Raw genomic sequence first — 25,512 nt, forward strand, 5'->3', positions numbered from 1 at the left:
TCTGCGCGGCTCTGAGTGGGGAGGAGCCGATTGTGAAACTCGGATCGTTCAGCAAAAGTCATGCGCCAGCGCTTCGCGCCTCGGCCGCGGCGGCCGCGCTGCTTGTCTCGGCGGTGGCGCAGGCCGAGGTGCCGGCCAAGGTCGTCGAACAGCTCGGCGCACCGGCGTCGATCAGCACGGGCTTCGGGCCGCTGACCTTCAAGGACGGCGTGCCGACGGCCGAGACGGCTGAGAAGACCTACGACATCCTGGATTTCAACCAGGCCCTGGCCGCCTACAACAACAGCTTCCGCGGCGCCTCGGCGCTGGCCCTCGTCAAGGGCTTCGAAAGCATCGGCGCCAAGCCCGGCGACGTGGTCATCTTCTCGAAGCTGATGGATGCCCATTCGCTGTTCCTGACGGCCAACGCCGACACGGTCTACTACCTGACCGGGCTCGACCTGAGCAAAGGCCCGGTCGTGGTCGAGCAGCCCTCCGACGCGGTGGGCACCATCAACGACATGTGGTTCTCGTGGATCATCGACATCGGTGGCCCGGGGCCGGATCGCGGGCTCGGCGGCAAGTACCTGATCGTCGGGCCGGACTATGACGGCCCCCTGCCGGAAGGCGGCTATTTCATCGGGCGCTCGAAGACGAACTTCGCGCTCTATGCGGCGCGGGCCTACCTGAAGGACAACGATCCCAAGCCCGCGATCGAGAACATCAAGAAGACCATGAAGGTCTATCCCTACCAGCCGGGGTCCTACGGCTCGAGCCTTGCGCAGGCGCTGGAGGGCAAGGTGCGGATCGCCCCCGAGCCCAAGATCCCCGAGACGAAGTTCATCGAGGGCAGCGGGCTGTCGTTCAACACGATCCCGCCCAGCGACATCGGCTTCTTCGAGCTGATCAACGAAAACATCCAGATGCAGCCGGCGACCAGCTACGACGTGGAGCTGGCCGGTCAGCTTGCCGCCATCGGCATCGTCCACGGCAAGCCGTTCAATCCCGATGCGCGGATGAAGAAGATCCTCTCGGACGCCGCGGCGTTCGGGCAGGCGACCGGGCGGGCGCTCAACTGGCGCTACGCGATGAAGCACCCGGACTGGGCCTACTACAAGGACTCCAGATGGGGCAGCATGCTGTGGCAGGGCGGCGCCTTCTTCGAGACGCCCCCGCCCGTCTTCGAGGCCGGCGTGTTCAAGCCCCTGCCGCCGACGGGCGCGCGGACCCTCGATTCCCGCACGGCCTTCTATTACGGCTACACGCTGGATTCCCCCGGCATGATCATGCGCGTGCCGGGCATCGGCTCGCAGTATCTGATGGGCTTCCTCGATCCCGAGGGGAATCCCTTCGACGGCGCCAAGACCTACAAGGTGGTGCTGCCGCCGCACATCCCGGCGGCGGCGTTCTGGTCCCTCACGCTCTACGACAACCAGACCCGCTCCATGCTGCAGACGCCGCAGAACTATCCTCGCGCCGGCAGCCAGAGCTATCCCTCCCCGGCGGCCGAGGCGGCGGCGGATGGCACCACCACCATCTGGTTCGGCCCGACCCAGCCCCAGGGCGTGGCGCGCGGCAACTGGATCCAGACCATGCCCGGCAAGGGCTGGTTCACGATCCTGCGCCTCTATAGCCCGCTGCCGTCCTTCTTCGACAAGAGCTGGCGGGTGGGCGAGATCGAGGCCGTGAAGTAACCGCATCGGCCCGGGGGGCGCTTTGCCTCCCGGGCCGGTTTACGACCCATGGCGGCTTCAGCGTCCGCGCTGGTCCCAGCGCCCGCCCATGGTGTTCACGAGATGCACATAGTCGAACAGGTCGCTCAGCATGAAGTGCCGGTTCTCGATGGTGGTCATGTGTGCCACCGTGTGCGGGTCGCCCTCCAGATAGCGGAAGGCGGTGGTGCGGAACTGCTCCGGCAGGGCCAGATTGAAGGGCGACGGCTGGGTCAGCATCCGGCAGATCTGGTCGAACAGCAGGCGGAAACGCTCGTCCTCGGGATCCATGTAGACGTCCCCGAAGTCCGCCTTGTAGCGCCCGAAGAGCGCGAGATAATCGTCGGCATCCGGCTTTGGCTGCATGGGCCTGTCCCTGGTTTCCCTCGCGCGCAGGCAAACAAGTTCGATGCCAGAAGAGGCGGCGACGGCTGGGACGGACATTAAGCCGCGGCCCTGCTTCCTATCCGCCCCCATGGCTTAGGATGGCCCAGCCGGAGGGCCGGGAATGGCTGGGAACGACGCAATCATCGAGGTGAGGCAGACCGCCGGCGGCGAGCCTCTGAAATTCGCCGTCACCGTCCGCGATGCAACGGGCGAGACGCAGCACGTCATCACCATGGCGCCCGCCACGTGGCAGGACCTCACCGGCGGCGCGCAGACGCCGGCGGCTTGCGTTGAGGCCGCCTTCCGCTTCCTGCTCGACCACGAGGCCAAGGACCACATCCTCGCCCGCTTCGACATGGACGTGATCGGCCACTACTACCCGGAGTTCCGCGCCCGCTTCGCGGACTATCTGAAGGGCGCCTGACCCCTCAAGAGAGCAGCCGCCCCACCAGCACGCCGGCCGCAGCGGCGGAGGCGGCGATGGCCAGCGTCTCGGCCGTGGCCCGCACGATGGAGCGCTTCGCCACGATGCCGCGGCCGATGCCCAGCGCCACCAGCAGCACCGTCGTCAGCGCCAGCGAGACGATGCGCGCCTGGTCCATGGGCAGGAAGGCGAAGGGCAGCACCGGGGTGAAGCCGGCGAAGAGGTCCGAGATGAACATCCAGAAGGCGTGCGCGGTAGGGCTGGCGCCGTCGTCCGCCTCGTCCAGTTCGGAGCGCAGGCCGAGGGTGGCGCGCGGCGCGCGCTTCAACGCCTCGGACACCTGCGCCACGTCGCCCGCCGCCATGCCGCCACGGGTGAGGGCCGCCGCGACGGTCTCCACCTGCGCCTGAGCCTCTGCCGCATCCACCGGTCCGTTGCGACGGGCGCGGCGGGCGTCGCGCACCGATTCCGCATCGAGATAGCTGCCGGCCATCATGGACACGGCCGCCGCCGCCGCGCCGGTGGCACCGGCAATCAGCACCGCGCGCGGATCGTTGGTGCTCATTGCCACGCCGAAGACGAGGCCGAAGATGGAGACGGTGCCGTCCTCCATGCCGAACACCACATCGCCGATGGACGCCTTGAGCGAGGCGACGACGCGCGACGGCAGCGACATGACACGGTTCTCCAGCCCGATCCAGACACCACTGCTCATGGCACGGCCGGTGGACTGACGGAAGGGCATTCCAATTCCTTTCGCGTTCCTTTCCGGAATGAAAGCCGACTGAAAGCTGGGAGGGTTTATGCGTGATTGAGTGGAAAAGCCGGCCGTCTCAAAAGTGCCGCAGGTCCACCACCGGGAAACGCGGGCGCAGGGCGCCCTCAAGGGAAGGGCATCACATGCTGAAATCCTCTGCGACTCTCTTTGCGCGTGGCCGCCTGAAGGCCCTCGCCGGCGCGGCCGTCATCGCCGCCGGCCTGCTTGGCCCGGCTGTCGCCCATGCCGAGAAGCTGACGATCATCGTCGGCGGCATGGAGAAGCAGATCTACCTGCCCGCCGCCCTCACCAACGCCCTCGGCTACTTCAAGGACGAAGGGCTCGAGGTGGAACTCATCAATTCCCGCGCCGGCGTCGAGGCGGAGAATGAGCTGCTCGCTGGCGCCGTGCAGGGCGTGGTCGGCTTTTACGACCACACCATCGATCTTCAGGCCAAGGGCAAATTTATCACCTCCGTGGTGCAGTTCAGCCAGGCGCCCGGCGAAGTGCAGATGGTCGCGACCAAGTATGCCGACCAGATCAAGTCTCCCGCCGACTTCAAGGGCCACACGCTGGGCGTGACCGGCCTCGGCTCCTCCACGGACTTCCTCACCCGCTATCTCGCCTTCAAGGGCGGCCTGAAGCCGGGCGACTATTCCCTGCTGCCGGTGGGCGCGGGCAACACCTTCATCGCCGCCATGAAGCAGGACCAGATCCAGTCCGGCATGACCACCGAGCCGACCATCGGCCAGTTGGTGAAGATGGGCGTCGCCAAGATCCTCATCGACATGCGCACGCCGGAGAAGACCGTGGCGGCCCTCGGCGGCCTCTATCCGGCCGCCTCCTTCTATGTGCAGGCGAGCTGGCTGGAGAGCCATCCGAAGGAAGCGCAGAAGCTCGCCAACGCCTTCGTGCGCACCATGCGCTTCATCGCCAGCCACTCGGCGGCGGAGATCGCGGACAAGATGCCGAAGGATTACTACGTCGGCGACAAAGATCTCTACATCCAGGGTCTCGCCGAGGGTAAGGCGCAGTTCACGCCCGACGGCCGCATGCCCGCCGGTGGCCCCGAGACGGTGCTGAAGGTGCTCGAAGCCTTCTCCAAGAACGTGCAGGGCAAGGCCATCGACCTGTCCAAGACCTACACCACGACCTACGTGGACAACGCCGCCAAGACACTCGGCAACTGACCCTCGGCAACTGACGCCTTTCAGTTGACCCCGGCGCTGCGGCCTTGTCGCGGCGCCCCTCATCACACTCCGACAGAACCAAGGTCGCCGCCCCGTGCCGGCGGCGGGAGGAAACGCATGTCCCTTCAGACCCTCGATCCCGCCCGCCCAGCGGTGGTCCCCGGCGTGATGGCCGCCGCCGGCCTCGGCCCGGCCATCGAGCTCGACAACGTGACCCGCCGGTTCTTGACGCCCAACGGCAAGTCCATGACGGCGCTGCGGGATTTCAACATGACGGTGGACCGCGGCGAGTTCGCCTGCGTGGTCGGCCCCACCGGCTGCGGCAAGTCCACGACGCTCAACCTCGTCACCGGCCTCGCCAAGCCAAGCGCCGGCGAGGTGCGGGTGATGGGCCAGCCGGTCAACGGCATCCACAAGGACGTGGGCTTCGTCTTCCAGGCGGATGCGCTGTTCCCCTGGCGCTCGGTGCTCGACAACGTGGCCGCCGGCCCGCTCTATCGCGGCCTGCCCAAGGCGCAGGCCTACGAGAAGGCGCGCGACTGGATCGCCCGCGTCGGCCTCGCCCGCTTCGAGCACCATTATCCGCATCAGCTCTCCGGCGGCATGAGGAAGCGCGTGGCCCTCGCGCAGACCTTCATCAACGAGCCGAAGATACTGCTCATGGACGAGCCCTTCTCGGCGCTCGACGTGCAGACCCGCACCAACATGCAGGACGAGCTTCTGAGCCTGTGGTCCGGCTCCGGCGCCTCGGTGGTGTTCGTCACCCACGATCTCGAAGAGGCCGTCGCCCTCGCCGACAAGGTGTATGTGCTCACCGCCGGCCCGGCCACGGTGAAGAGCGTCTACACCATCGATCTGCCGCGCCCGCGGGTGATGGCGGAAATCCGCTACGACGCTGCCTTCGTCGAGCGCTGCCGCACCATCTGGGACGACCTGCGCGAGGAAGTGCAGATCGGCCAGCAGCGCACCCTCGACACCGGCCACTGAACGGGAGGAACGACCATGACCATGCAGGCAGACGCCGCTTCCGCCCCCTTCGCCGCCGCCCGCGCGGTGCCCACCGAGGCCGAGATCGAGGCCAAGGCCCGTGCCCGGCTGAAAGCCCGCCGCGCCCTGGTCATCTCGCTGCGCATCGGCATTCTCGTGGCCGTGCTCGGCATCTGGGAGATCGGCGCGCGCACGGGCTTCATCGACCCGTTCTTCTTCGCCAGCCCCTCCGGCATCGCCGAGCAGATCTGGGTGTGGATGACGGAAGGCACCTCGCAGGGTCCGCTCTGGGTGCAGATCATGGTCACGCTGGAGGAAACCATCCTCGGCTTCTTCATCGGTGCCGTGGGCGGCATCGTGTGCGGCATCGTTCTCGGCCGCAACAAGCTGCTGGCGGACGTGTTCTCGATCTACATCAAGATCGCCAATTCCATCCCGCGCGTGGTGCTCGGCTCCATCTTCATCATCGCGCTCGGCCTCGGCATGGCGTCGAAGGTGGCGCTGGCGGTGGTGATGGTGTTCTTCGTGGTGTTCGCCAACGCCTTCCAGGGCGTGCGCGAGGCCGACCGGGCGATGATCGCCAACGCCCAGATCCTCGGCGCCTCGCCCTTCCAGATCACCACCTCGGTGATCATCCCCTCAGCCATGAGCTGGATTCTGGCCTCGCTCCACGTCTCCTTCGGCTTCGCGCTGGTGGGCGCGGTGGTGGGCGAATTCCTCGGCGCCAAGCAGGGCGTGGGCCTCTTGATCGCGACCGCGCAGGGCGCGTTCAACGCCAACGGCGTGTTCGCGGCCATGATCATCCTCGCGGTGGTGGCGCTGGTGATGGAATTCCTCATCACGCTGGTGGAGAACCGTCTCGTGAAATGGCGCCCGGTGCCCTACAGCGAGCAGAACTGAGGGTTTATCCCTCCCGCACGACGGCCCCGGACGACCTCCGGGGCCGTTGCCGTTTGCGTTCCCCGGACAAGCGACGGCGCAGCCGGAGCGCTGATCCGGGGTCCAGCGCATGACCCCCGCGCAGCGGGGCAATGCCCTAGGATGCCAAGGCCAAGTAGCGCCTTCGGCGGTCTTTCGAGCTGGGCCTCGGCTCGCATTCCGCTGGCGCTGCATGCGTCCGGGGCGCGAGGGTGGTCACCCCCCCGGCAGCCGCATCTCCACCCTCAGCCCTCCGGCCGCCGCCGTGCCGAGCAAGAGCCTGCCGCCGGCTCCATCGACCACCTCGCGCACGATGGAAAGGCCGATGCCGGAGCCCTCCCCCGGCGTGCCCGGCACCCGGTAAAAGCGCTCGAACACCTTGTCGCGCTCCTCGGCCGCAATGCCCGGCCCGGAATCCTCCACCACCAGCACAGCCTCGGGGCCCGCCTCTCCCGCCCCGCCGTCCACCGTGACGGTGACGGTGCCGCCCTTGGGCGTGTAGCGCAGAGCGTTCTCCACGAGGTTCACCACCGCCTCGCGCATCATGGCGCCATCGCCGCGCGTGACGGCGGGGGCGTTCACGTCGAGGCCGAGGTCGATGTCCCGCTCCACCGCGAGATGGGCGAGGCCCTCCAGCACCTGCCGGGCGGATTGGGCGAGATCGATGTCCTCGTCGCGCGGACGCCGGCTGCCCGGCTCTGCGCGGGACAGGGTGAGGAGTTGGGCGGCGAGGCGGGCGAGGCGGCGGGTGCTCTCCTCCGCGCCGGCCAGCGCCTCGGCTCGCTCGCCAGCCTCCCCCGTGCGCCGGGCGAAAGCCACCTGCGTGGAGAGCAGCGCCAGCGGCGTGCGCAACTGGTGGGCAGCATTGGCAACGAAACGCCGCTGCGCCGCCATCTGCCCTGCGACCCGGCCCATATAGGTATTGAGCGCGGCCACCAGCGGGCGCAGCTCGCTCTGCACAGCGTGGTCCGGCAAGGGGGAGAGATCGTCCCGCCCCTTCTCCATCACCGCCTCGCGCAGCCGCATCAGCGGCGCCAGCCCCCGGCCGAGACCGATGATGACCAGAACGCCGGCTGCCACCAAGAGGATGAGCTGCTGGCCGAAATTGCCCACCCACAATTCCCGCACCATGGCCGCATGGCCGGCAAGGGTGACGCCCACCACCACCGTCACCCGCGCCCCATCGGTCGCGCCCACCAGCGGATAGGACAGGGCCGCGAGCCTCAGGTCGCTGCCGCGGTAGCTGCCGCTGAAGTGTACGGGCGCGCTCGCCTTTGGCAGCGGCTCGGGCAGCGGCAGATCGGGATAGCCGGTGAGCAGGCGCCCGGCCGACGTGTCCACCCGATAGAACACCCGATCGCGGTGGCCGGTATCGAACATCTCCAGCGCGACGGGCGGCACGATGGCGTCGATGACGCCCCGGTCGATGCGCACATCCTCGGCGATGGCGCGCACCGAGGCGTCGAGCGTTCGGTCGGTGACGAGATCGGCGGTGGCGCTCGCCTGCCGCCAGCTGGTGAAGACGTTCACCGCCACGAGCCCCGCCAGCGGCAGCAGCAGCCAGCGCAGCAGTTGGAGGCGCAGGCTATCCATGCGCATGCTGCAACAGATAGCCGAGCCCGCGCAGGGTCACGATCCGCACGTCGGCCCCCTCCAGTTTCTTGCGCAGGCGGTGGACATAGATCTCGATGGCGCTGGGGTCGGCGAGATCGTCGAGGCCGAAGATGCTCTGCGAAAGCTGCGCCTTGCTCACCGTCTGCCCGGCCTTGATGAGCAGCGCCTCCAGCACCGCATGCTCGCGCGGGGTCAGTGCCAGAGGCTCGGGGCCGAGGCGGAACAGGCGGGTGTTGGTGTCAAATGCGAGCGTGCCACAGGTGATGAGCGGGTCCGGCCGGCGCGCCGAGCGGCGCAACTGCACGCGGATGCGCGCTTCCAGCTCGGCGATGTCGAAGGGCTTGGCGAGATAGTCGTCCGCCCCTTCGTCGAGCCCCGCCACCCGCCCGTCGAGGCTCGCATTGGCGGTGAGGATGATGACCGGCACGGCGTTGGCCCGGCTGCGCAGGCGCTTGAGAAGCTGCATCCCACCCATGCCCGGCAGGCCGAGATCGAGGATGACAAGATCGTAGGTCTCCAGCGCCAGCGCCTGGTCCGCCGCCTCCCCGTCGTTCAGCACGTCCACGACGAAATTGTCCCGCCGCAGGATCTTGGCGAGCCAGTCGGCAAGCTCGTGATTGTCCTCGACCAGAAGCAGACGCATGAAACAGGTGCCCGGCCGCCCCGGCGGCGACGCCCCAGTCTCGCCGTGCGGCGGGGGCCGATCAAGGGCGGAGGTCTCGGCCGTGACGGTGCGGTGCAACACCTTAACCACGCCCGACAACCGTCGGAAATGAAGCGGGAGAAACGCTCCCGGCGCATTGCGCGCGAGCCGAATCGGGAGGTAACGTCCGCAAGGTTCCCATTCGTCCATTTTGCAACCGAAGCCGCCCGCCGCCCGGGAGAGATGCGCATGTCCCGCCTGCTTGCGACCAGCCTGCTCGCCTCGACCTCGCTGCTGGCGCTGGCGCTGGCCGCGCCGGTGGCGCGGGCCGGAGACTACATCGTTCCCTTGGGCACGGTGCTCACGGCGCCGGTTTCGCTCAATAGCGCCACGCCGGGCGTGCCCTTCAGCGGCGTCACCGTGCTCGGCGGCATCGTCTATACCGAGACCACCAAGAACAGCTCGGTGGCGCTGGAAATCAACCGGACCGCCCTTACCGACGGCGCCGGCATCCTGAACACCGGCACGGTGAGCGTCACGCAGACCATCACCAAGCTGAAGCTCCATCCCGGCGGCACGTCGGTCGATGCCTCGGGCGTCACCAAGGGCATCGTCCTTTATGGCACCGCGCCCTCCTCCGGGAGCGTGCAGAACAGCGGGACTGTGCTGGCGCACCGTGTCGTCACTGATCAGCCCGTCATCAAGACCAGCAGCGCGGTGGCCATCTCCGAGTATGCGTACGGGGTGCAACTGGACAGTTATTTCGCCGGCGGCGTCACCAACACCAATACCGGCATCATCGACGTCGCCAACACGGCGAACGTCACCATCACCCAGTCGGACAAGGTCACCCAGCTGGAAATCGTCACCGGCATGAGCGCCTATGGCTTTGCCGGCTATGACACGGGTGCGGCCAACAGCTTCGACAATGCCGGCACAATCAAGGTGCGCGCCTCTGCCGCTATCAGCCAGAGCTTCGCGCAGACCGGGACCGGCACGCTGCTGGCCTCGGCCACCGCCAGCGCCGTCGGCGTAATAATGAGCCAGTCCGGCATGGCGACGCCCGTCGGCGCGACGGGGGTCCTAAAGAACTCCGGCATCATCGATGTCGCCGCCTCCATCACGGCGGCGACCCAGTTCTCGGTTACAACCACCGCCGCGAAAGCGACCGGGCTGATGATCCAGTCCACCGCCAACGCCGAGGCCTCGGGCGTCCAGACGAACGGACTGACCATCAGCCGGTTCGAGAATACGGGCACCATCTCGGTCGCCGCCTCGGCGACGGCGACGTCCTCCGGCAAGGTGACGGCGGACAAGATCGCCCAGCTGGTGAACTACAATTCCCCCGCCGGCCCGACGACCTCGCTCGAGGCCGGCTCGGTGGGCGCGGCGGTGATCGGCTATGGCGTCAATCTCGCCAATGGCAGCCTCGGCGGGCTCACCAACAGCGGCACCATCGAGGTTACCGGCGTCGCGAAGACGACCGCCACCGCCAGCGCCGCGGCAAAGGACGAGGCGCTTGTGGCGCAGCAGGACTTTGCCGCCGTCGAGCTCACCGGCATCAGCGTGTCCGTGGACAATTTGACCGGGCCCATCGTCAACAGCGGCACCGTGGCGCTGACGGCCTCGGCCTCGGCGAGCGGCAAGCTCGTTGCCTCTGCCGCGAGCGGTCCCACCGGCAAGCAGGCTACGGCCAATGCCTCCGGCTATGTGGATACGCGGCTGGTCGGCATCGATGTGGCGGCGAGCAGCCTCCAGGTCGGTACCTACAGTGCCACCGTGCGCAACAGCGGGCGCATCCTCATCTCCTCCGGCGCGGTCGGCTCGTTTGCGGGATCGGCCCTGTCGGACGGCGCGGCGGTGGCGGACGTCACCTATTCCTCGGGACAGAGCTTCCTCGTCGCCGGCCTGATGAACGCCACCAACCAGGCCATTGGCATCGTGGTCAGCGCGCCGAACATCGCCGAGGTGACGAACTCCGGCATCATTGACCTCACCTCGACCTTCGCCTCCACCCAGACCGCGGCCGCGACAGGCGGCACCAAGGCGAGCGCGACGGCTACCTCCGCCTCGCCGACGTTCAACAGCTTCGGCCTCGACATCACGGCGGCGACGACCGCGCCGGCAAGCGGCACGGTCGCGACCACGGCGATCACCAATTCCGGCGTCATCGACCTGTTCTCGACGGTGACGCTGACCAACTCCGCAAGCGCGAGCGCATCCAACGGCGCGGCGGTGGCCTCGGCACTCAGCCAGTCCACCCAGCTCAGCACCCTGCCCGGCCTCGACGGTGCGATCGCGGCGAGCTACGGAATTTATGCGAGCCTCAACGGCCTCGACGGCAACTTCACCAATTCCGGCGTCATCTCCGTGGAGCAGGCGCTCGCCATCTCCGGCACGGCCACCGCCACGGGCACAAGCGCGCAGGCGACCACCGTCTCGGACGGCCTGTCGCTCGCCATGGGCGTACTCGCGCTGCCGGGCCAGATGACCGGCTCCATCGTCAATTCCGGCGCCATCTCCGCCCGCGCGTCCGGCCTTTTCAACGCCACCGCGACGGCCTCGGGCGGCAGCGGCACGGCGACGGCGGAGGCCACCGGCATCGTGCTCGCGAGCGGCCTCATCGCTTCCACAGGCGGCATCGGCGGCTTCTCCAACAGCGCCGACATCCTCTCCGGCGCCTCCGTCGCCACCCTCGTCTCGGCCACCGGCAACGCGAACGCCATCACCCACGGCGTTGGCTCGGCGCTCTCCATGGGCGTCATGCTGAGCGGCAGTCAGGGCATTTCCGGCACCTTCACCAATTCCGCCACCATCGGCGCGACCGCGTTGTCCACGGTGACCGCCTCGGGCAGTGGCGCAGTGGTCGGCACCGACGCGGAGGCGGTTGCATCGGCCTTCGGCGTCCTCACCGCATCCAGTGCCGGCATCGGCGGCGATCTCCTCAATACGGGCACCATCGGCGGCATCGCCACGGCGAACGCCTCCGCCGGTGGCGGCACGGCGAATGCGTCCGCCTTCGCCTATGGTCTCGCGCTTGATGCAACGGGCGGCGGCGGCGGCAGCATCGTCAATTCCGGCATCGTCATCGCCGTCGCCGAGGCCGGCGTCGCGGACGCGAGTGGCGCGGCGATGGCGAAAGCCGTGGGCCTCCAGATCGCCTCCGGCACGGTGGGTGGCACGCTGACCAACTCAGGCGCCATCGCCGCGCAGGCGGGCGGCACCGACGCCACCGCCATCGGCATCGCCATCGGTACACCCATCGACGGGAAAGCGCTGGGGGCGGCGCAGCTGACAACGCTCGACACGCTGGGCGTGGACACGACCCTCGCCACCGCCGGAGCGGTGACCCTCACCGGCGGCCTCGTGAATACCGGCGGCATCACCGCCACGACCGGCGCCACGGGAAGCGCCACCGCCATCAAGGTGGCGGGCGGCAGCAGCATCGGCACGCTCACCAATCGCGGCGGCATCTACGCCTTCGAGGGCAATAACGCCGGCATCGCCATCGACCTCACCGGCGAGGGCTCGGCCACGCGCGTCCTGCTGCAGGACGGGACCGTCTATGGCGATCTCGCCCTCTCCTCCACCTATGCCGACTCCATCACCTGGAGCGGCGGCATCCTCAACGGCGACGTGCTGGGCGGCGGGCTCGGCAGCCTCACGGTGCTGGCCGGGGCGGACACAAGCTTCGTCTATTCGGGCACGCTGGAGAGCCTCGCGAGCGTTAGCGTCGGCGGCGACGGCACGCCGGTGAGCCTCGCCTTCACAGGCACGGCGGTGGGTATCGGCTCCTTCGCCGTCAAGGATCAGGGCACGCTGATCCTCACCGCCGACAGCGCCATCGAAACCAAGTCCTACACCCAGTCGGCCGGCGGCACGTTGGGCGTCTATCTTTCCCCGCAATGGAGCGCCGCGCCCATCGTCGCGACGAGCGCCGATCTGGACGGCACGGTGGCGGTGCTGGGCGCCACAGGCATTCGATCGAAGACCACGAGCTACGATCTCGTCTCCTCCTCCGACATCTCCGGCAGCTTCGCTGACGTGACCACGCCCAACAGCCTGCTCTCCGCCGCCGTGACCTATGATGCGGACGGGGCGACCTTGGTGCTCACCCGCAACGCCACCACCTCCCTCGCCGGTCTTTCGCTGGCGGGGCGCTCACTCGCGGCGGGCATCGATCTCAACTACCAGCGGCTCTCGCTCTCCTCCCCGCTGAGCCCGGTGCTGGACAGCTTCTATTCCGGCAGCGACGGGCAGGTGGCGAACCTCATCAACCAGATGTCCGGCGCCCCTCTGGCCGATGCGAAGACGGCCGGCATGGCGACCTTCGGCACCATCAACGGGCAGATCAGCCAGCAGCTCGCCGCCACGCGCGGCACGGGAGCGCTGCCCAGCGGCGGCAGCGCGCTCCTCTCCTATGGCGCGGGCGAGGTGAGCCTTTCCGGCAATGCCTATGCCGCGACAACGCCCACCTCCGCCGCCTCCGGCCCGTGGGCCGCCCTCTCCCCGACACCGGCCGTACCTGAGAACAGCGTGTGGCTGCGCCCGTTCGGCAACTGGGGCAGCACCGACACCGGCAACGGCACCACCACCAGCTCCGGCGGCGGCGTCCTCGGTGGCATCGAGCGGGCGTTCGGCGACGATACGCGCGGCGGCGCCGTCTTCAGCTACCAGACCGCCAACCTCGGCTTCACCACCCCCGCCTCCGGCTCGGTGGATCAGTGGACCGCCTCGCTCTATGCGGAAAAGCAGTGGGGCGCCTTCTACGCCAACCTGTTCGGCACCTACGGCTACCAGACCTACGACATGAGCCGCTCCATCGCGTACGGCGGCACGCTCTTCACCGCACGTTCGAACTTTTCGGGCAATGCGGGCGCGGTGGTGGGCGAGGCGGGCTATGATTATGCCTACGCCCCCGGCGCGAAGCTGGAGCCCTATCTGCGCCTCGCCTATGCGGCGCTGGGCACCGACACCTTCGCCGAGCGCGGGGCCGGCGTGTTCAACCTGAACGTCGCGGCCGACACCACCCAGTCGCTGCAATCCACCCTCGGCCTGCGCGTGATCCAGCCGCTGTCGCTCTCGACCCTGCCGGTGACGCTGCGCCTCGAGGCGGGCTGGCAGCACGAATATCTCGACACGGGCGCGAACCTCGGTGCCGCCTTCCTTTCGGACAGCACCATCGCCTTCAACATTCTCTCCGGCGGGCCGAGCGATCTGGCGCTGGCGGCGGCGGGCCTCTCCTTTGCCTTCTCGGCCAACCTCGACGGCTATCTCGAATATCGCGGCAGCTTCGGCGACGGCTATTCCAACAGCACCGCCTCCGCGCAGCTGCGGCTGCGGTTCTGAAGGCGCGGGGGATGGGCGCGGATCGCGCCGGGCCGCTGCCGACGCTGGAACGGGCATGGGAGCTCTACCACGCCGGCGACCGGGCCGGTGCCGAAGCGATGGCGCGGGCCATCGTCCAGCGCGCGGTGCTCGGCCAGCAGGCGACGACCGCCGAGGCGGCGCACCTCGTCGGCGTCATCCTCGCGCAGACAGGTCGCACGGAGGAAGCCGTCGCCTTCATGGCACGGGCGGCCGAGAGCGATCCCGGCCGCGCCTCCTACCACAGCAATCTGTGCGAGATGCGCCGCCAGACCGGCGACCGGGCGGGCGCCATCGCCGCCGGGCGCGCGGCGGTGGCGGCGGACCCGGCCTATGCGGCCGGCCACAACAATCTCGGCATCGCCCTGTTCGAGACCGGCGCGCTGGAAGAGGCCATCGCCTGCTACGGCCGGGCCATCGCGCTACGCTCCACTTTCGCCGAGGCCCACAACAATCTCGGCAACGCTTTGCGCGCCAAGGGCCTGCCGGGTGAGGCCATCGCCGCGTTCCGCGCCGCCCTCGCCCAGCGCGGGCATTATCCGGAGGCCTGGAACAACCTCGGCAACGTGCTGCGCGAGCAGGGCGACTTCCGCGAGGCGGATGCCGCCCTCCACACGGCCATCGGCCAACGGCGGGACTATGTGGAGCCCTACAATTCCCTCGCCCTCTCTCTGTTCGCGCAGGAGCGGAGCGAAGAGGCCTTCGCCGTGCTGGCCCTTGCCATTTCCGCGGCGCCGGAGCGGCCGGAGCCGGCCTTCTATCTGGCGCAGGGGCTGCTCAACGAGCGCAAGGCGGAAGGCGCGCGCTCGGCGTGCCAGCGTGCGCTCCGGGCCAATCCGCACCATGTGCCGACCCTCGTCCTCCTCGCCCGCATCCTGCGCGATCTCGAGCGCGGCGAGGAGGCCATGGACGCCGCCCGCCGGGCGCTGGCCCTCGCCCCGGACGATCTCGACGCCCTGAACGTGCTCGGCCTGCTGCTGATGGAGACCGGCGACCTGCGCGGCGCCTGCGCCCTGTTCGAGCAGGCGCTGGCCAAGGACCCCGCCTCCGTCAACAGCCGCATCAACCTCGTAGCGGCCCGCAAGGTGCGGCCGGAGGACGACATGGTGGCGGCGCTGGAATCGGCGCTGTCGTGCGAGACCGGCGTAATGGAGCGCATCCCGCTCCATTACGCCCTCGGCAAGGCCTATGACGACCTCGGCCGCCACACCGAGGCCATGGACCAGTTCATCGCCGGCGCGAAGCTCAAGCGCGCGCAGGTGACCTATGACGAGCCCGCCGCCCTCGCCACCTTCGAGCGCATCCGCGCCATCTTCACGCGGTCGTTCATCTCCGAGCGGGCGGGAATGGGAAATGCCGCGGCCCGGCCCATCTTCATCGTCGGCATGCCGCGCTCGGGCAGCACGCTGGTCGAGCAGATTCTCGCCAGCCATCCCGCCATCGAGGGTGGCGGCGAGATGGATCTGTTCCACCGCGCGGTGAACCGCATCGACCAGGCCTTCGGCGGCATGGTCCACTATCCCGAGCTGATGCATCTCATCGAGCGGCCGGAGATGGCGGAGATCACCTCTGCCTACCTCGACGCCCTCCCCGCCCGCGCGCCCGGCAAGCGGCTGGTGGCAGACAAGATGCTCAACAACTACTTCTACCTCGGCCTCATCCACATTCTGTTCCCGCGCGCCGTCATCATCCATTGCCGGCGCGATCCGGTGGACACGACCATCTCCTGCTTCTCCAAGCTGTTCCGCGACGACCTGCCCTACAGCTACGATTTCGCCGAACTCGGCCGCCACCACGCCGCCTATGCCGGGCTGATGGCCCACTGGGACGAGGTGCTGCCGGAAGGCACCATCCTGCCCATGGATTACGAGGCGGTGGTGGCCGATATCGAGGGCGCGGCCCGGCGCCTCATCGCCGCCTGCGGGGAGGCGTGGGACCCGGCCTGTCTGAAATTCCACGAAACAGAGCGGCCGGTGCGTACGGCCAGCATCACCCAGGTGCGCGAACCGCTCTATGCCACCTCGGTCGGCCGCTGGCGCCGCTACGGCCCCGCCATCCAGCCGCTGCTGGATGCGTTGGGACGGTGAGTACTCAAGGCTTGTGCCGGCGTAGCAGCCGCATCTGCACCCGCGCCAGGAGACCGGAGGCGAGGCCCTGCACTCGCGCGATGGCGGCAAGCTGCGCTGTCGGAGCGGACAGGAAGCCCCCACTCTCGGCGGTGCGGATGAGATGCGCCGCCACCACCTGCGGCGGCAACGGGCGTCCGGCACCGGCAAACGGCGCGATCGCGGCGGGGCGCAGCGGCCGCTCTTGGGCGAGCTGGGGCGTATCGGTGTCCGGCGGCACGGCGACCGTCACCCCGACGCCCGCTCCGGCCAGCTCGATGCGCAGCGCCTCGGCGAAGCCGCGCACCGCAAACTTGGACGCGCAATAGCCCGCATAGCCCGCGACCCCGAACAGCCCGGCCGCCGAGGCCACCATGGCGATGTGTCCCCGCCCCGCCGCCACCATGAACGGAGCTGCAGCGCGCACGAGAGCCGCGGTGCCGAGAAAATTGGTTTCCATCTGGGCCGCCGTGGCGGCGATGTCCTGCTCCAGGAAGAAGCCCGGTTCGACGACGCCGGCACTCGTCACAACCCAGAGCGGCGGCCCGTGCTCCGCAACGAGGGCGTCCACCAGCGCAGTGCATGCCGAAGGGTTTCGCACGTCGAGCGTGTGGGCGACCACCGCGATTCGCTGCGCCTCCAGTTCCGCCCGCGCCTGGGCGAGTCGCGCGGGGTCGCGGGCCAGAATCGCAACCTGGCAGCCCGCATTCCCAAGACGTTCCGCAACGCAAAATCCGATGCCGCTCGACCCACCGCTGATGATGGCGAGGGGTCGGCGGGGGCGACCTGACGCTGCTGCGACCAAGTGCTGCGACATGACAGAGTTACCTTATTACCGGCACGCAGTTGGTAACCGAGGCGTCAACGGCGCCGTGATACCATGCAACTGCACGTGCCGACTGCGCAATTTCGTAGGACAACGTTGACGTGTTGCAGTACCGCAACGCTCCCTTAAACGTTGTGTGGCTAGGTCGCTGTGCATGGCGAGGGGATGTATAACAGCCCTGCTCCTCCAGCGGCGGGACCGTAGCGCGTCAATGTTGTCGGCAAAAAAAATTCTCGTTTCGCTGCTGCTCGCGGCCGCAACCAGCGGCTGCACGGCGCTACCCTCTTCCGGCCCTTCCCGCGTCGAAATCGAAATGGCGCAGCCCTCCGACGACCAGCGCTATCTGCTGGTGGACGTGGACGACCGCACCCTGTCCCTTCTGGCGCAGGAGCGCCCTGCCACCTTCGGTGGCCGCTTCGGCGACTATCGCCCGCCCACCCGCTACGTGGTGGGCGTGGGCGACGTCATTTCCGTCACCATCTGGGAAGCGGCCGCCGGCGGCCTGTTCTCCGGCCCGGTCATCGACCGGCTCGGCACCGGCTCGCGCAGTGCCGCCATCCCCGAGCAGCAGGTGGCGCAGGACGGCTCCATCACCGTGCCTTATGCCGGGCGCATCCCGGTGGCCGGCCGCACCACGGCGCAGATCGAGACCGCGGTGGTCGAGAAGCTGAGCGGCAAGGCCATCGAGCCTCAGGTGGTCGTGGTGGTCACGCGTAGCGTCAGCAACGCCGCCACCGTGCTCGGCGAGGCGACCTCCGGTGCGATCGTCCCGCTCTCCCCGCGCGGCGACCGCGTGCTCGACGTCATCGCGGCAGCCGGCGGCATCAAGATCCCCGCCCATGAGGTGTTCGTGCGCCTCAGCCGCAGCGGCAACACCGTCACCGTTCCCATGCAGGCGCTGCTCAACGATCCCAAGGAGGACGTCTACGTCCGTCCTCTGGACAAGATCGTGGTCATCCGCGACCCGCAGACCTTCACCGTGTTCGGCGCCGCCGGAAACCCGACCATCGTGCCGTTCGACGCGGTGGGCATCACGCTCGAAGAGGCTGTGGCCCGCGTCGGTGGCGTGCTCGATTCCCGCGCGGATCCCTCCGGCGTCTATCTCATGCGCATCGAACCGGTGCGCTTCGCCGCGCGCCTGCGGCCCGATTCCCAGCCGCTGGAAAGCCACGGCTACGTGCGCGTGATCTATCGCTGGAACATGCGCGACCCCAATTTCGTGTTCCTTGCCCGCGGCTTCCAGATCCGCAACAAGGATGCGATCTACGTCGCCAACGCGCCGCTGGCGGACCTGCAGAAAGTCACCTCGCTGTTCAACTCCGTCGCCCAGCCCGTGGTCAGCACGGCCGCGGTGGTGCCATAGGGCCGGCATGGTCTCCCCGGCGCAGGCGACGCGGGAGGGCGGATCGACCCGGGTTCGGGGCGGACGGATGACCCCCGTTCCCGAGTCCACCCCGTCCGGACAGGCGCCGGTCGCCGCGTCCCCGGCGGCGGCGCGGCTGCAGCGCTTCCTTCCGCTGCCGCTGCTGCGCGGCGTGGGCGCCGCCATCGCACGCCGCACCACGCCGCGGAACGAGGCGCAGGCTACCCTCGCCGAGGGGCGCCGCGCCCGCCTGACCCGGACGGAACTGGCGCTCGGCAGCTTCGCGCTGCTGGTGCTGCTGCCGGCGCTGGCGAGCTTCCTCTACCTCGCCTTCGTCGCCGCCCCCCAGTTCCGCTCCGAGGCGCGCCTCGTGGTGCGCGGCAATCTGGAAACCGTCGCCAACGCCTCGGGCGCCCCCGCCGGCAATGCCATTCCGCAGGTCGCCAACACCCAGGAGGCGCGGGTCGTCGTGGACTACCTGCGCAGCCGGGCGATGGTGGATGCGCTCCAGGAGCAGCTCGACCTCAAGCGCATATTCGGCGTCTCCGAGCGCGACCCGGTGTTCGCCCTGTCGCCTGACGCCAGCACGGAAGATCTCGTCGCCTACTGGAACCGGCAGGTCAGCGTCAGCCTCGAGCAGATGTCCGGCGTCATCAAGGTGCAGGTGTCCGCCTTCAGCCCGGAAAGCGCCGCCCTGCTCGCCGCCGCCGTGGTGCGCCAGGCCGAGCAGGTCGCCAACGATCTCACCGCCCGCAATCGCAGCGATCGCGTGATGGAGGCCGAGGCCGAGGAGCGTGCGGCCTTCACCGAGCTGGCGGTGGTACGCACGGCGCTGGAAGGCTTCCGCAACACTCAGGGCACGCTGGACCCCACCAAGTCAGCCAGCGACGCCTTCGCCGTGATCGCCAAGCTGCGCGACCAGCGCTCGGCCCTGAACACCGACCTCAACGCCGCCCGCGCCCGCCTCGATGAGGATTCCCCCGTGGTGCGCGCGCTCAAGGAACGGCTGCGGTCGCTCGACGAGAAGATCGCCACGCTCGACAATTCCCTTCTCGGCGATACCGCTTCCACCGGCTCCAGCGGCAACCTCGTCGCCGGCGCAGAGCTGGAGGCGAGCCGCCGCCTCGCCGAGCAGCGGCTCAAGCAGGCCGAGGCGGAACTCATCGAGGCCCGCGCCGAGCGTGGCCGGCAGCAGGTCTATATCCTCGCCTTCATGGCGCCCACCCTGCCCCACGAAAAGACCTTCCCCACCCCTGCGCTGCAGGCCGGCGCGGTCTTCGCCATCCTGTTCGCCGCCTGGGCGGTGGGCGCGCTCTACGTGGCGAGCGTCTACGCGCGGACGCGGTAGGGGCGGCCGTCGGGGCGAACAATCCGGGCGCCTCGTCGAGCTGGCCCCTCTGGATGATCCGGAGATTGCATCGACGGTTGGGTGATCCTGAAGGACGGGGACGAGCCTGCGTCCGCCGGTCAGGCCTGCATCTGCCCGGCCTGTTCCGTCACTCCGGCGGCACCGTCCTGGGCGGCCTCGTCGGTGGCCTCGTCCACCCGGCCCACGGCGGCGCCGACATCGGCGAAGATGCGCGCGTCGACGGCGAGGAGATCCTGCGCGGCCGGCCATTCGGCGATCTGCTCGCGCAGCTCGCCCACCTGGCGCGACCAGGCGAGTTCCGGTAGCGGCGGGAGGTTCAGCTCCAGCACCGCACGCATCGTCTCCCACCACACGTCCTCATCGCCGGCGAGGCCGACCACGTCCATCTCGGACAGCGTATCCAGCGCATTTTCCACCGCCGACGTCTCCAGCACGTCGTCCGAGCCGCGGCAGGTGAGCAGCCGCGCCATGGGATTGGCGACGAGACTGCGCTCGAAGGCCGTGAGGGTGCCGAGCCAGGTCTCGAGGTCCGCCATCTCTGCGAGGTCCGCCCTGGCGAGGCTATCCACCAGCGGCTTGTAGACGTCGCTGAGCACGGAGGCGGCAAGGTTCGGCGTCTTCACCGCCCAGCGCAGCACCAGAAGCTCCTCGGCCAGTTCCTCGAAGGGATCGCGCAGGAGCACCGTGCACTTGAAGCCGCGGTCGCGCAGCAGCGGCTCGTAGGTGCGGAAAAACACCCGTCCCGTGCAGAAGATGGACGGCGTGAAGGCGATGCCGAGGATGGATTTCACCGCCTCCTCGGGAATCCGCTCCAGCCGCGTGAAGGGCATGTGGAAGAGCTCTTGTAGCGGCAGGTTCAGCTGCGCCTGGGCCACCACCCGCGTCTCCAGCCGGAACAGCTTCTGGTCCGCCCGCGCCGTTGGCGGACGGCGGCGGTAGATGCGGATGTTGGTGGTCTCGTCGTACAGCTCGATGTCGATGATGCCGGCCAGGTCTGCGACCACGTGGTCGTCCACCACGAAGCCGCAGATGCCGGTCTCGTGCAGGCCCTGCTCGCGCAGCAGCGGGCGCAGCACGGTGGCGGGGATCACCTTGCGCAGTTCGCCGCCCACCAGCACAGCGACGCGCGGCGTGGCTGCGGGATTGTCCGGCATGATCCACCCGACGATGCGGCTGCCGGCGTCCTCGTCGATGCTAAAGAGCACGCCGGCCCTCCTGGTGGCGGTCGCGATGGGGCGCGATCATGAGCGGCTTCTCACTGGCGATGGTCGCGGATGACCGCGACCAGGACCATGGCGTTGAGCCAGAAGATGCCGGCGAGCACCAGCACGAACAGGCCGGTGCGCCACCAGCTTGGCTCGGTGGAGGTGGTGGGCAGGCTCGGCGGCACGAACACGTTGACGAAGGCGCTCTGCGCCCGCATCCGCCGCTCGGCCTCCTGCAGGCCGGCCACCGCGATGGACTGCATGGTCTCGGCGAAGCGCACCTCCATCTCCGCCTCCTCGAAGGCGGCGAGCGCGTTCACCGCACTCGACTGCGAGCCGCCCGGGCCGCCCATGCTGGCCCTGAATGCCGCGATCTCCGTGTCGATGGCGCGCACCCGGTCGCGCAGCACCCCGAGGGCCGGACCGTCGGGGGCGGAGAGCTTCTCCAGCGCGCGCATCTCCTTGTCGGCGGAGATGCGCTCCTGCTCCAGGCGCAGCAGGCTGGTGCCCAGCGCCTCGGCCGCCTGCACGGGATCCACCGCCCGCTGGCGTCCGCGCCATTCCTGCTGACGGGCCAGCGCCGCCACATAGCGCGCCTTGGCCCGGTTGAGCTGGTCCGCGGCGCGGGTCACGCTGTCGGAGCGGGAGCGGGAGACGATTTCGTTGAGCAGCACCTCGCCGTCGCGCACGATGCGCTCGGCGATGGTGCGGGCGTCCTCCGGCGAGAAGGCGCGCACGCGCAGCAGCACGATTTCGGAGCGGCGGTCCACCGCGGCGGTGACGTGGCGGTTCCAGTAGCGCCACACGTCCTCCAGCGTCGCATCTGCAGAGAGCCGCGAAAGCGGATCGAGACCCGGGCGGGAGAAGAAGGCGCGCAACCAGCCGTCCGCATCGAGGGAGGCGACGAAGGAACGGCTGGTGATGTAGCTGGCGAGCACGAACGGCGCCTGCGCCTGGCTGCCCCCGGCGCCGCCACCGAACAGGCTGGAGAGGCCTTTCATCACCCCGGCCACCGCGCCCTTCGTGCCATCCTGACCGTCGTCGGCCGTGGCCCGGTCGGGCTGGGATTCGCGCACGGCGAGTCGCGCTTCCGAGACATAGACGGGGCTCGCGATGACCCCCGCATAGAAGGCGCAGACCGCCGCCGGCAGCAGCACGCAGGCGACAAAGGTGAGGCGCAGCAGGCGGAACCAGCGTTGCGAGGCCGTCGCGCCGGTGCCGAAGGTGCGCGGCAGCCGCCGCCAGCGCAGCGCCGGCTGCACGAACGGCAGCACCACGAAGGCGCGGCTGCGCTCGATCAGGACCCGGATGGGCGGCGCCGACGGCAACCCCATCGTCACCTCGCTCTCAGGACCACGACGTCCTGGAAATCGTGCAGCGCGCCGGAGCCGATGGCCACCACATCGAAGAAGTGGCTCCACTCGGCCTGGACATAGGCCGCGCTGATGAAGGTGATGCCGTATTCATAGGCCGCGCTGGTGAGGTGGCCGTCCTGGCGGATGAAGACGTAGCCGTGCCCGCCCTCCATCACCGGCTGGGCGGCAGCCAGCTCCGGCTCCGGGATGGACAGCATCTCGAAGATGCGCGGTTCGGTGCGGGCCCGGGCGAAGGCGCGATCGCCGTGGATGGAGAGGAACAGGAGCGCACCGGGAGCGCTCACGCGGCGCAGCTCGTCGAGGTAGAAGAGCTGGTCCTGCTCGTTCAGGTGGCTGAAGACGGAGATGGAGACCACCGCGTCGAAGCTGCCATCCGCCACCGGCAAGGGCTGGCGCGGCACGCTCAGCACCGGCTCCACATGGGCGAGGTTCTGACCCACCCAGGCGAGGTGGCGGGCGTCCACGTCCATGCCCACGTAGCGGCCGGGAAAGCCGTGGAACATGCGCGCCAGCCGCCCGACCCCGACGCCGAAGTCCAGCAGCGAGCGGAAGCCGGCCAGCGGCACCGGGCTCAGCCCCTGCAGCGCGCGCAGGAAATCCACGCCGTGGCTGGCGAAGTCGCGCGTGGCGGTGAGGCCTGTGGTGTTGTGCATCAGCTCTTCAGGCGGAAACGGCGCGATGGCGCCTTCGGGGGCCTCCTCGGCGCGGTTGAGCGCGAGCCAGGCGTCGAAATCCCCGGCGATGCCCGAGGCGACGGCGCCGGGCGCTGCGGCCGGGGGAGGCGCACCGGCGCGGTCGTCCGCCCGCTCGCCCGCTGTCGTGCCGTCGCTCTGCGAACCCGCCATCGTCTCCGCCTCGATGCTCATCACGCCTCTTCCATCTCCCCCGCCCGCGCCCCGATGCCTTCAGTCCGACGCCGCGCCTTGGCGGGCGCGATCATAGAAGGCGACCACATCCTCCACCATATGGCGCGAGGTTCGATCGTATCGCGTGCCGGCGGAGAGGGTGCGGGCAAGGCCCGGATCACGCACGAAGGCTTCCAGCCTGCCATACAGCGCCTTGACGGAGCCTTTTGTGAAGGTGAAGCCGTTGACGCCGTTTTCCACGAATTCGCTCATGCCCTCCACGTCGGAGACCAGCACCGGCGTGTGCGTGGCGAGCGCCTGGAGCAGGATCAGCGGGCTGTTCTCCACCCATACGGAGGGGATGACGAGCACGTCGATCTGCGCCAGCACCGCGGCCATGCGCTCCACCGGGAAGGTGCCGCGGAACGCCACCTGAAGCCCCGCCGCGGCGGCGCGCACTTCTGCGGCATAGGCCGGGTCCATCCGCTCGTCGCCATAGATGTCGAGGCTGAAGGCGTCCGCCGGCGCCGACTTCATGGCATCGAGCAAAAGGTGCAGGCCCTTGTGGGGCGCGAGCTGGCCGATGAAGCCGAGGCGCAGCGGCTCGCCCGCCCGCTCGGGCTTGGGCGCCCGGTCGATGTCGATGCCGAAGCGGCACAGGTCCAGCGGCACGCGGATGTCCGAGCGGCGATAGCTCTCCAGCATGAACCGGGTCGGCGTCAGTGCGCCAGCATAGCCGCCATAGGCGGCGGCAAGGTGCCCCGGCCGCTCCTTGAGGGCGGCGATGGTGCCACGCCAGTCGGCGGGGGCGAGGCGCGGCGCGCGCGCCACCACCCGCGGCACCACGGCACGCAGCAGCCCCTGCACGGGCCCCTTGTCCTTGCCGCCCGCGAAGAAGGCGCAGGCGACGCAATTGGCGCGGTCGGCATCCGGCCCGGCGCACAGGCTGCCGTCGGCGGCGTCCAGCTTGTTGTTGAAGCAGAAGCCGAAGAAGTCGGTGAAGGTGGCGACCGTCGGCAGACCCAATCGCCCCGTCACCTCCAGCAGCGCCGTGGTGTGGTTGATGAGGTGGCACACATGCACGATGTCCGGCCGGATATCCCTGAGGATGCGCTCGTGGATGAAGCGCAGGGCCGGCAGGTGGAAGGTGTCGCGCAGGGCCGCGTTGGGATGGACGTTGCGGTCGATGCGGATGACCGGGATGCCGTCGAAACTGTCGCGCTCCACCAGCGCGTTCTGCACCGGCTCGCCCGGAAAGGTGGCGGTGACCACCACGGGCTCGTGTCCGAGCGCCTTCAGCTCCCGCGCTACGGTGCGAGTGTAGCTTTCAGTGCCGTAGAAATGGCCGGGGAAGTAGCAATGGACGTAAAGGGCGACCCGCATTGAACGTCTGCTTCGGTCCTCAGCTCGCTGACGAGCATCTCGATGCCGAGATCGAGATCGATGACGGGGGTCCAGCCGAGACGCTCGCCGGCGCGGCGGATGTCGAGGACGGAGGCGGGCACGTCGAAGGGGCGGGCCGCGATGGGCTCGATGAGGACGCGCTGCCCCACCGCCGCCTCGACCTTGGCGATCAGCTCGGACAGGGAATGGCCGGTGCCGGAGGCGATGTTCACCGGGCCGGGCACGTTGTGCATCCGGCCGGCGGCGAGCAGCGCGCTCACCACGTCGTCCACGTGGATGTAGTCGCGCACGATTGAGCCGTTGCCGAACAGCTTCACCGGCTCGCCACGCAGGGCGGCGCGGGTGAAGAGGGTGACGGCGCCGAGCCCGCCCAGCTCGGTCTGGCCCGCGCCGTAGCAATTGCCGATGCGCAGTGCGATGCCATCCACGCCGTGCAGGCGCCGGAACTTCTCCAGATAATGCTCCACCATGAGCTTGGAGATGCCGTAGGCGCTGAGTGGCTTCGCGGTGTGATGCTCCGCCACGGGAAGCTGCTCCGGCGCGCCATAGACGGCGCCGCCGGAAGAGGCAAAGACGATGCGGATGCCGGGATAGCGGCGCGCGGCTTCCAGCAGGCGCACGCTGCCCACCACGTTCTCGAGAATGTCCCGCGCGGGATCGAGGCCGGCGCTGGAGGGGATGGTGGACCAGGCGAGATGATAGACCGTGCTCACGCCGTCGAGCAGTTCATCCCAGGCGGTGAAGGTCGCAAGATCGAGGGCGCGCCAGCGCACGCCACGATGGAAAGGCGCGTTCTCCAGCCGTCGGGTGGTTGCGATGGTGCCGACCGAGCTCTCGGCAAGCTTGAGACACAAACGACGCCCGATGACGCCGGCGCCCCCCACAACCAGTGATGTCATGCACCGCCGGCGCGAGGCACCGCCTCCCCGCACCCTCCACCGAGTGTCGCTCTCAGAAGCGGCCAGGATCAAGCTTCCGACGGCACCTGCCGTTGGGACCTGCCTACCACTTCAGTTGCTACCTTAGCGCGAACGATTCGGA

The 25,512-nt window shown here is 69.0% G+C and carries 19 protein-coding genes; 9 read left to right on the forward strand and 10 right to left on the reverse strand.

The features are described from left to right. Nucleotides 1–32 precede the first annotated feature (32 nt). A complete protein-coding gene (locus tag ACT54R_RS13065; RefSeq protein WP_476326914.1) occupies nt 33–1,673 on the forward strand; it encodes a DUF1254 domain-containing protein in 1,641 nt (546 codons plus the stop codon). Between the two features lie 57 nt (nt 1,674–1,730). On the opposite strand, the gene ACT54R_RS13070 is transcribed toward ACT54R_RS13065, so the two are convergent. Continuing rightward, nucleotides 1,731–2,057, reverse strand: coding sequence for a hypothetical protein (locus ACT54R_RS13070; RefSeq protein ID WP_476326916.1), 327 nt, complete (start codon nt 2,055–2,057; stop codon nt 1,731–1,733). Nucleotides 2,058–2,199: 142 nt separating this feature from the next. On the opposite strand from ACT54R_RS13070, the gene ACT54R_RS13075 reads away from it, so the two are divergent. Next, complete coding sequence (locus tag ACT54R_RS13075; RefSeq protein ID WP_476326918.1) at nt 2,200–2,502, forward strand: hypothetical protein; 303 nt, start codon at nt 2,200–2,202, stop codon at nt 2,500–2,502. Nucleotides 2,503–2,506: 4 nt separating this feature from the next. Here the strand turns inward: ACT54R_RS13075 and ACT54R_RS13080 are convergent, their stop codons facing one another. Further along, entirely contained in the window at nt 2,507–3,247 is a 741-nt protein-coding gene (locus tag ACT54R_RS13080; protein WP_476326920.1) for a VIT1/CCC1 transporter family protein, read from the reverse strand. A 158-nt stretch (nt 3,248–3,405) separates the two neighbouring features. Between ACT54R_RS13080 and ACT54R_RS13085 the strand changes: the two genes are divergently transcribed. The 3 genes from ACT54R_RS13085 (at nt 3,406) to ACT54R_RS13095 (ending at nt 6,336) form a co-directional block, all read left to right on the forward strand. Then, on the forward strand, nt 3,406–4,449 hold the full coding sequence (locus ACT54R_RS13085; RefSeq protein WP_476329177.1) for an ABC transporter substrate-binding protein: 1,044 nt from the start codon (nt 3,406–3,408) through the stop codon (nt 4,447–4,449). 168 nt (nt 4,450–4,617) lie between these two features. Further along, entirely contained in the window at nt 4,618–5,436 is an 819-nt protein-coding gene (locus tag ACT54R_RS13090) for an ABC transporter ATP-binding protein (RefSeq protein ID WP_476329179.1), read from the forward strand. A 15-nt stretch (nt 5,437–5,451) separates the two neighbouring features. Then, nucleotides 5,452–6,336: an ABC transporter permease gene (locus tag ACT54R_RS13095; protein ID WP_476326922.1), complete on the forward strand. Its 885-nt coding sequence runs from the start codon at nt 5,452–5,454 to the stop codon at nt 6,334–6,336. Between the two features lie 234 nt (nt 6,337–6,570). Here the strand turns inward: ACT54R_RS13095 and ACT54R_RS13100 are convergent, their stop codons facing one another. Further along, entirely contained in the window at nt 6,571–7,953 is a 1,383-nt protein-coding gene (locus ACT54R_RS13100) for a sensor histidine kinase (protein ID WP_476326924.1), read from the reverse strand. Beyond that, nucleotides 7,940–8,611, reverse strand: a complete 672-nt coding sequence (locus tag ACT54R_RS13105; RefSeq protein WP_168456713.1) for a response regulator — start codon at nt 8,609–8,611, stop codon at nt 7,940–7,942. Before ACT54R_RS13105 ends, ACT54R_RS13100 begins: the two co-directional genes overlap by 14 nt. A gap of 249 nt (nt 8,612–8,860) precedes the next feature. Here ACT54R_RS13105 and ACT54R_RS13110 point away from each other — a divergent pair, with 249 nt between their 5' ends. Both ACT54R_RS13110 and ACT54R_RS13115 read left to right on the forward strand, forming a co-directional pair. Beyond that, nucleotides 8,861–13,960: an autotransporter domain-containing protein gene (locus ACT54R_RS13110; RefSeq protein ID WP_476326926.1), complete on the forward strand. Its 5,100-nt coding sequence runs from the start codon at nt 8,861–8,863 to the stop codon at nt 13,958–13,960. Nucleotides 13,961–13,971: 11 nt separating this feature from the next. Beyond that, on the forward strand, nt 13,972–16,065 hold the full coding sequence (locus ACT54R_RS13115; protein WP_476326928.1) for a tetratricopeptide repeat-containing sulfotransferase family protein: 2,094 nt from the start codon (nt 13,972–13,974) through the stop codon (nt 16,063–16,065). A 4-nt stretch (nt 16,066–16,069) separates the two neighbouring features. Here ACT54R_RS13115 and ACT54R_RS13120 read toward each other — a convergent pair whose 3' ends face one another. Continuing rightward, nucleotides 16,070–16,900 (reverse strand): SDR family NAD(P)-dependent oxidoreductase, encoded by an 831-nt coding sequence (locus ACT54R_RS13120; protein ID WP_476326930.1) that lies wholly within the window; start codon nt 16,898–16,900, stop codon nt 16,070–16,072. A 322-nt stretch (nt 16,901–17,222) separates the two neighbouring features. On the opposite strand from ACT54R_RS13120, the gene ACT54R_RS13125 reads away from it, so the two are divergent. Both ACT54R_RS13125 and ACT54R_RS13130 read left to right on the forward strand, forming a co-directional pair. Next, on the forward strand, nt 17,223–18,272 hold the full coding sequence (locus ACT54R_RS13125) for a polysaccharide biosynthesis/export family protein (protein WP_476326932.1): 1,050 nt from the start codon (nt 17,223–17,225) through the stop codon (nt 18,270–18,272). Between the two features lie 67 nt (nt 18,273–18,339). After that, entirely contained in the window at nt 18,340–19,620 is a 1,281-nt protein-coding gene (locus tag ACT54R_RS13130; RefSeq protein WP_476326934.1) for a KpsE/RkpR family capsule polysaccharide export protein, read from the forward strand. A gap of 119 nt (nt 19,621–19,739) precedes the next feature. Here ACT54R_RS13130 and ACT54R_RS13135 read toward each other — a convergent pair whose 3' ends face one another. From ACT54R_RS13135 to ACT54R_RS13155, 5 genes are read right to left on the reverse strand one after another with little or no spacing between them, the layout of a single operon-like run. After that, nucleotides 19,740–20,846: a hypothetical protein gene (locus ACT54R_RS13135; protein WP_476326936.1), complete on the reverse strand. Its 1,107-nt coding sequence runs from the start codon at nt 20,844–20,846 to the stop codon at nt 19,740–19,742. A gap of 50 nt (nt 20,847–20,896) precedes the next feature. Next, complete coding sequence (locus ACT54R_RS13140; protein WP_476326938.1) at nt 20,897–22,180, reverse strand: KpsE/RkpR family capsule polysaccharide export protein; 1,284 nt, start codon at nt 22,178–22,180, stop codon at nt 20,897–20,899. A 2-nt stretch (nt 22,181–22,182) separates the two neighbouring features. Continuing rightward, nucleotides 22,183–23,088: a class I SAM-dependent methyltransferase gene (locus tag ACT54R_RS13145; RefSeq protein WP_476326940.1), complete on the reverse strand. Its 906-nt coding sequence runs from the start codon at nt 23,086–23,088 to the stop codon at nt 22,183–22,185. Nucleotides 23,089–23,127: 39 nt separating this feature from the next. Next, on the reverse strand, nt 23,128–24,450 hold the full coding sequence (locus ACT54R_RS13150) for a glycosyltransferase family 4 protein (RefSeq protein ID WP_476326942.1): 1,323 nt from the start codon (nt 24,448–24,450) through the stop codon (nt 23,128–23,130). After that, nucleotides 24,375–25,370, reverse strand: a complete 996-nt coding sequence (locus tag ACT54R_RS13155; RefSeq protein ID WP_476326944.1) for an NAD-dependent epimerase/dehydratase family protein — start codon at nt 25,368–25,370, stop codon at nt 24,375–24,377. The genes ACT54R_RS13150 and ACT54R_RS13155 overlap by 76 nt, the downstream gene beginning before the upstream one ends. Between the last annotated feature and the right edge of the window lie 142 nt (nt 25,371–25,512).

The organism is Xanthobacter sp. DMC47 (genome assembly GCF_056313845.1).

Coding starts and splice junctions, on each gene's coding strand:
- ACT54R_RS13070 (WP_476326916.1), bottom strand. CDS start 2,057: ATGCAGCCAAAGCCGGATGCCGACGATTATCTCGCGCTCTTCGGGCGC.
- ACT54R_RS13075 (WP_476326918.1), top strand. CDS start 2,200: ATGGCTGGGAACGACGCAATCATCGAGGTGAGGCAGACCGCCGGCGGC.
- ACT54R_RS13080 (WP_476326920.1), bottom strand. CDS start 3,247: ATGCCCTTCCGTCAGTCCACCGGCCGTGCCATGAGCAGTGGTGTCTGG.
- ACT54R_RS13090 (WP_476329179.1), top strand. CDS start 4,618: ATGGCCGCCGCCGGCCTCGGCCCGGCCATCGAGCTCGACAACGTGACC.
- ACT54R_RS13095 (WP_476326922.1), top strand. CDS start 5,452: ATGACCATGCAGGCAGACGCCGCTTCCGCCCCCTTCGCCGCCGCCCGC.
- ACT54R_RS13100 (WP_476326924.1), bottom strand. CDS start 7,953: ATGCGCATGGATAGCCTGCGCCTCCAACTGCTGCGCTGGCTGCTGCTG.
- ACT54R_RS13105 (WP_168456713.1), bottom strand. CDS start 8,611: ATGCGTCTGCTTCTGGTCGAGGACAATCACGAGCTTGCCGACTGGCTC.
- ACT54R_RS13110 (WP_476326926.1), top strand. CDS start 8,861: ATGTCCCGCCTGCTTGCGACCAGCCTGCTCGCCTCGACCTCGCTGCTG.
- ACT54R_RS13115 (WP_476326928.1), top strand. CDS start 13,972: ATGGGCGCGGATCGCGCCGGGCCGCTGCCGACGCTGGAACGGGCATGG.
- ACT54R_RS13120 (WP_476326930.1), bottom strand. CDS start 16,900: ATGTCGCAGCACTTGGTCGCAGCAGCGTCAGGTCGCCCCCGCCGACCC.
- ACT54R_RS13125 (WP_476326932.1), top strand. CDS start 17,223: ATGGCGCAGCCCTCCGACGACCAGCGCTATCTGCTGGTGGACGTGGAC.
- ACT54R_RS13130 (WP_476326934.1), top strand. CDS start 18,340: ATGACCCCCGTTCCCGAGTCCACCCCGTCCGGACAGGCGCCGGTCGCC.
- ACT54R_RS13140 (WP_476326938.1), bottom strand. CDS start 22,180: ATGGGGTTGCCGTCGGCGCCGCCCATCCGGGTCCTGATCGAGCGCAGC.
- ACT54R_RS13145 (WP_476326940.1), bottom strand. CDS start 23,088: ATGAGCATCGAGGCGGAGACGATGGCGGGTTCGCAGAGCGACGGCACG.
- ACT54R_RS13150 (WP_476326942.1), bottom strand. CDS start 24,450: ATGCGGGTCGCCCTTTACGTCCATTGCTACTTCCCCGGCCATTTCTAC.
- ACT54R_RS13155 (WP_476326944.1), bottom strand. CDS start 25,370: ATGACATCACTGGTTGTGGGGGGCGCCGGCGTCATCGGGCGTCGTTTG.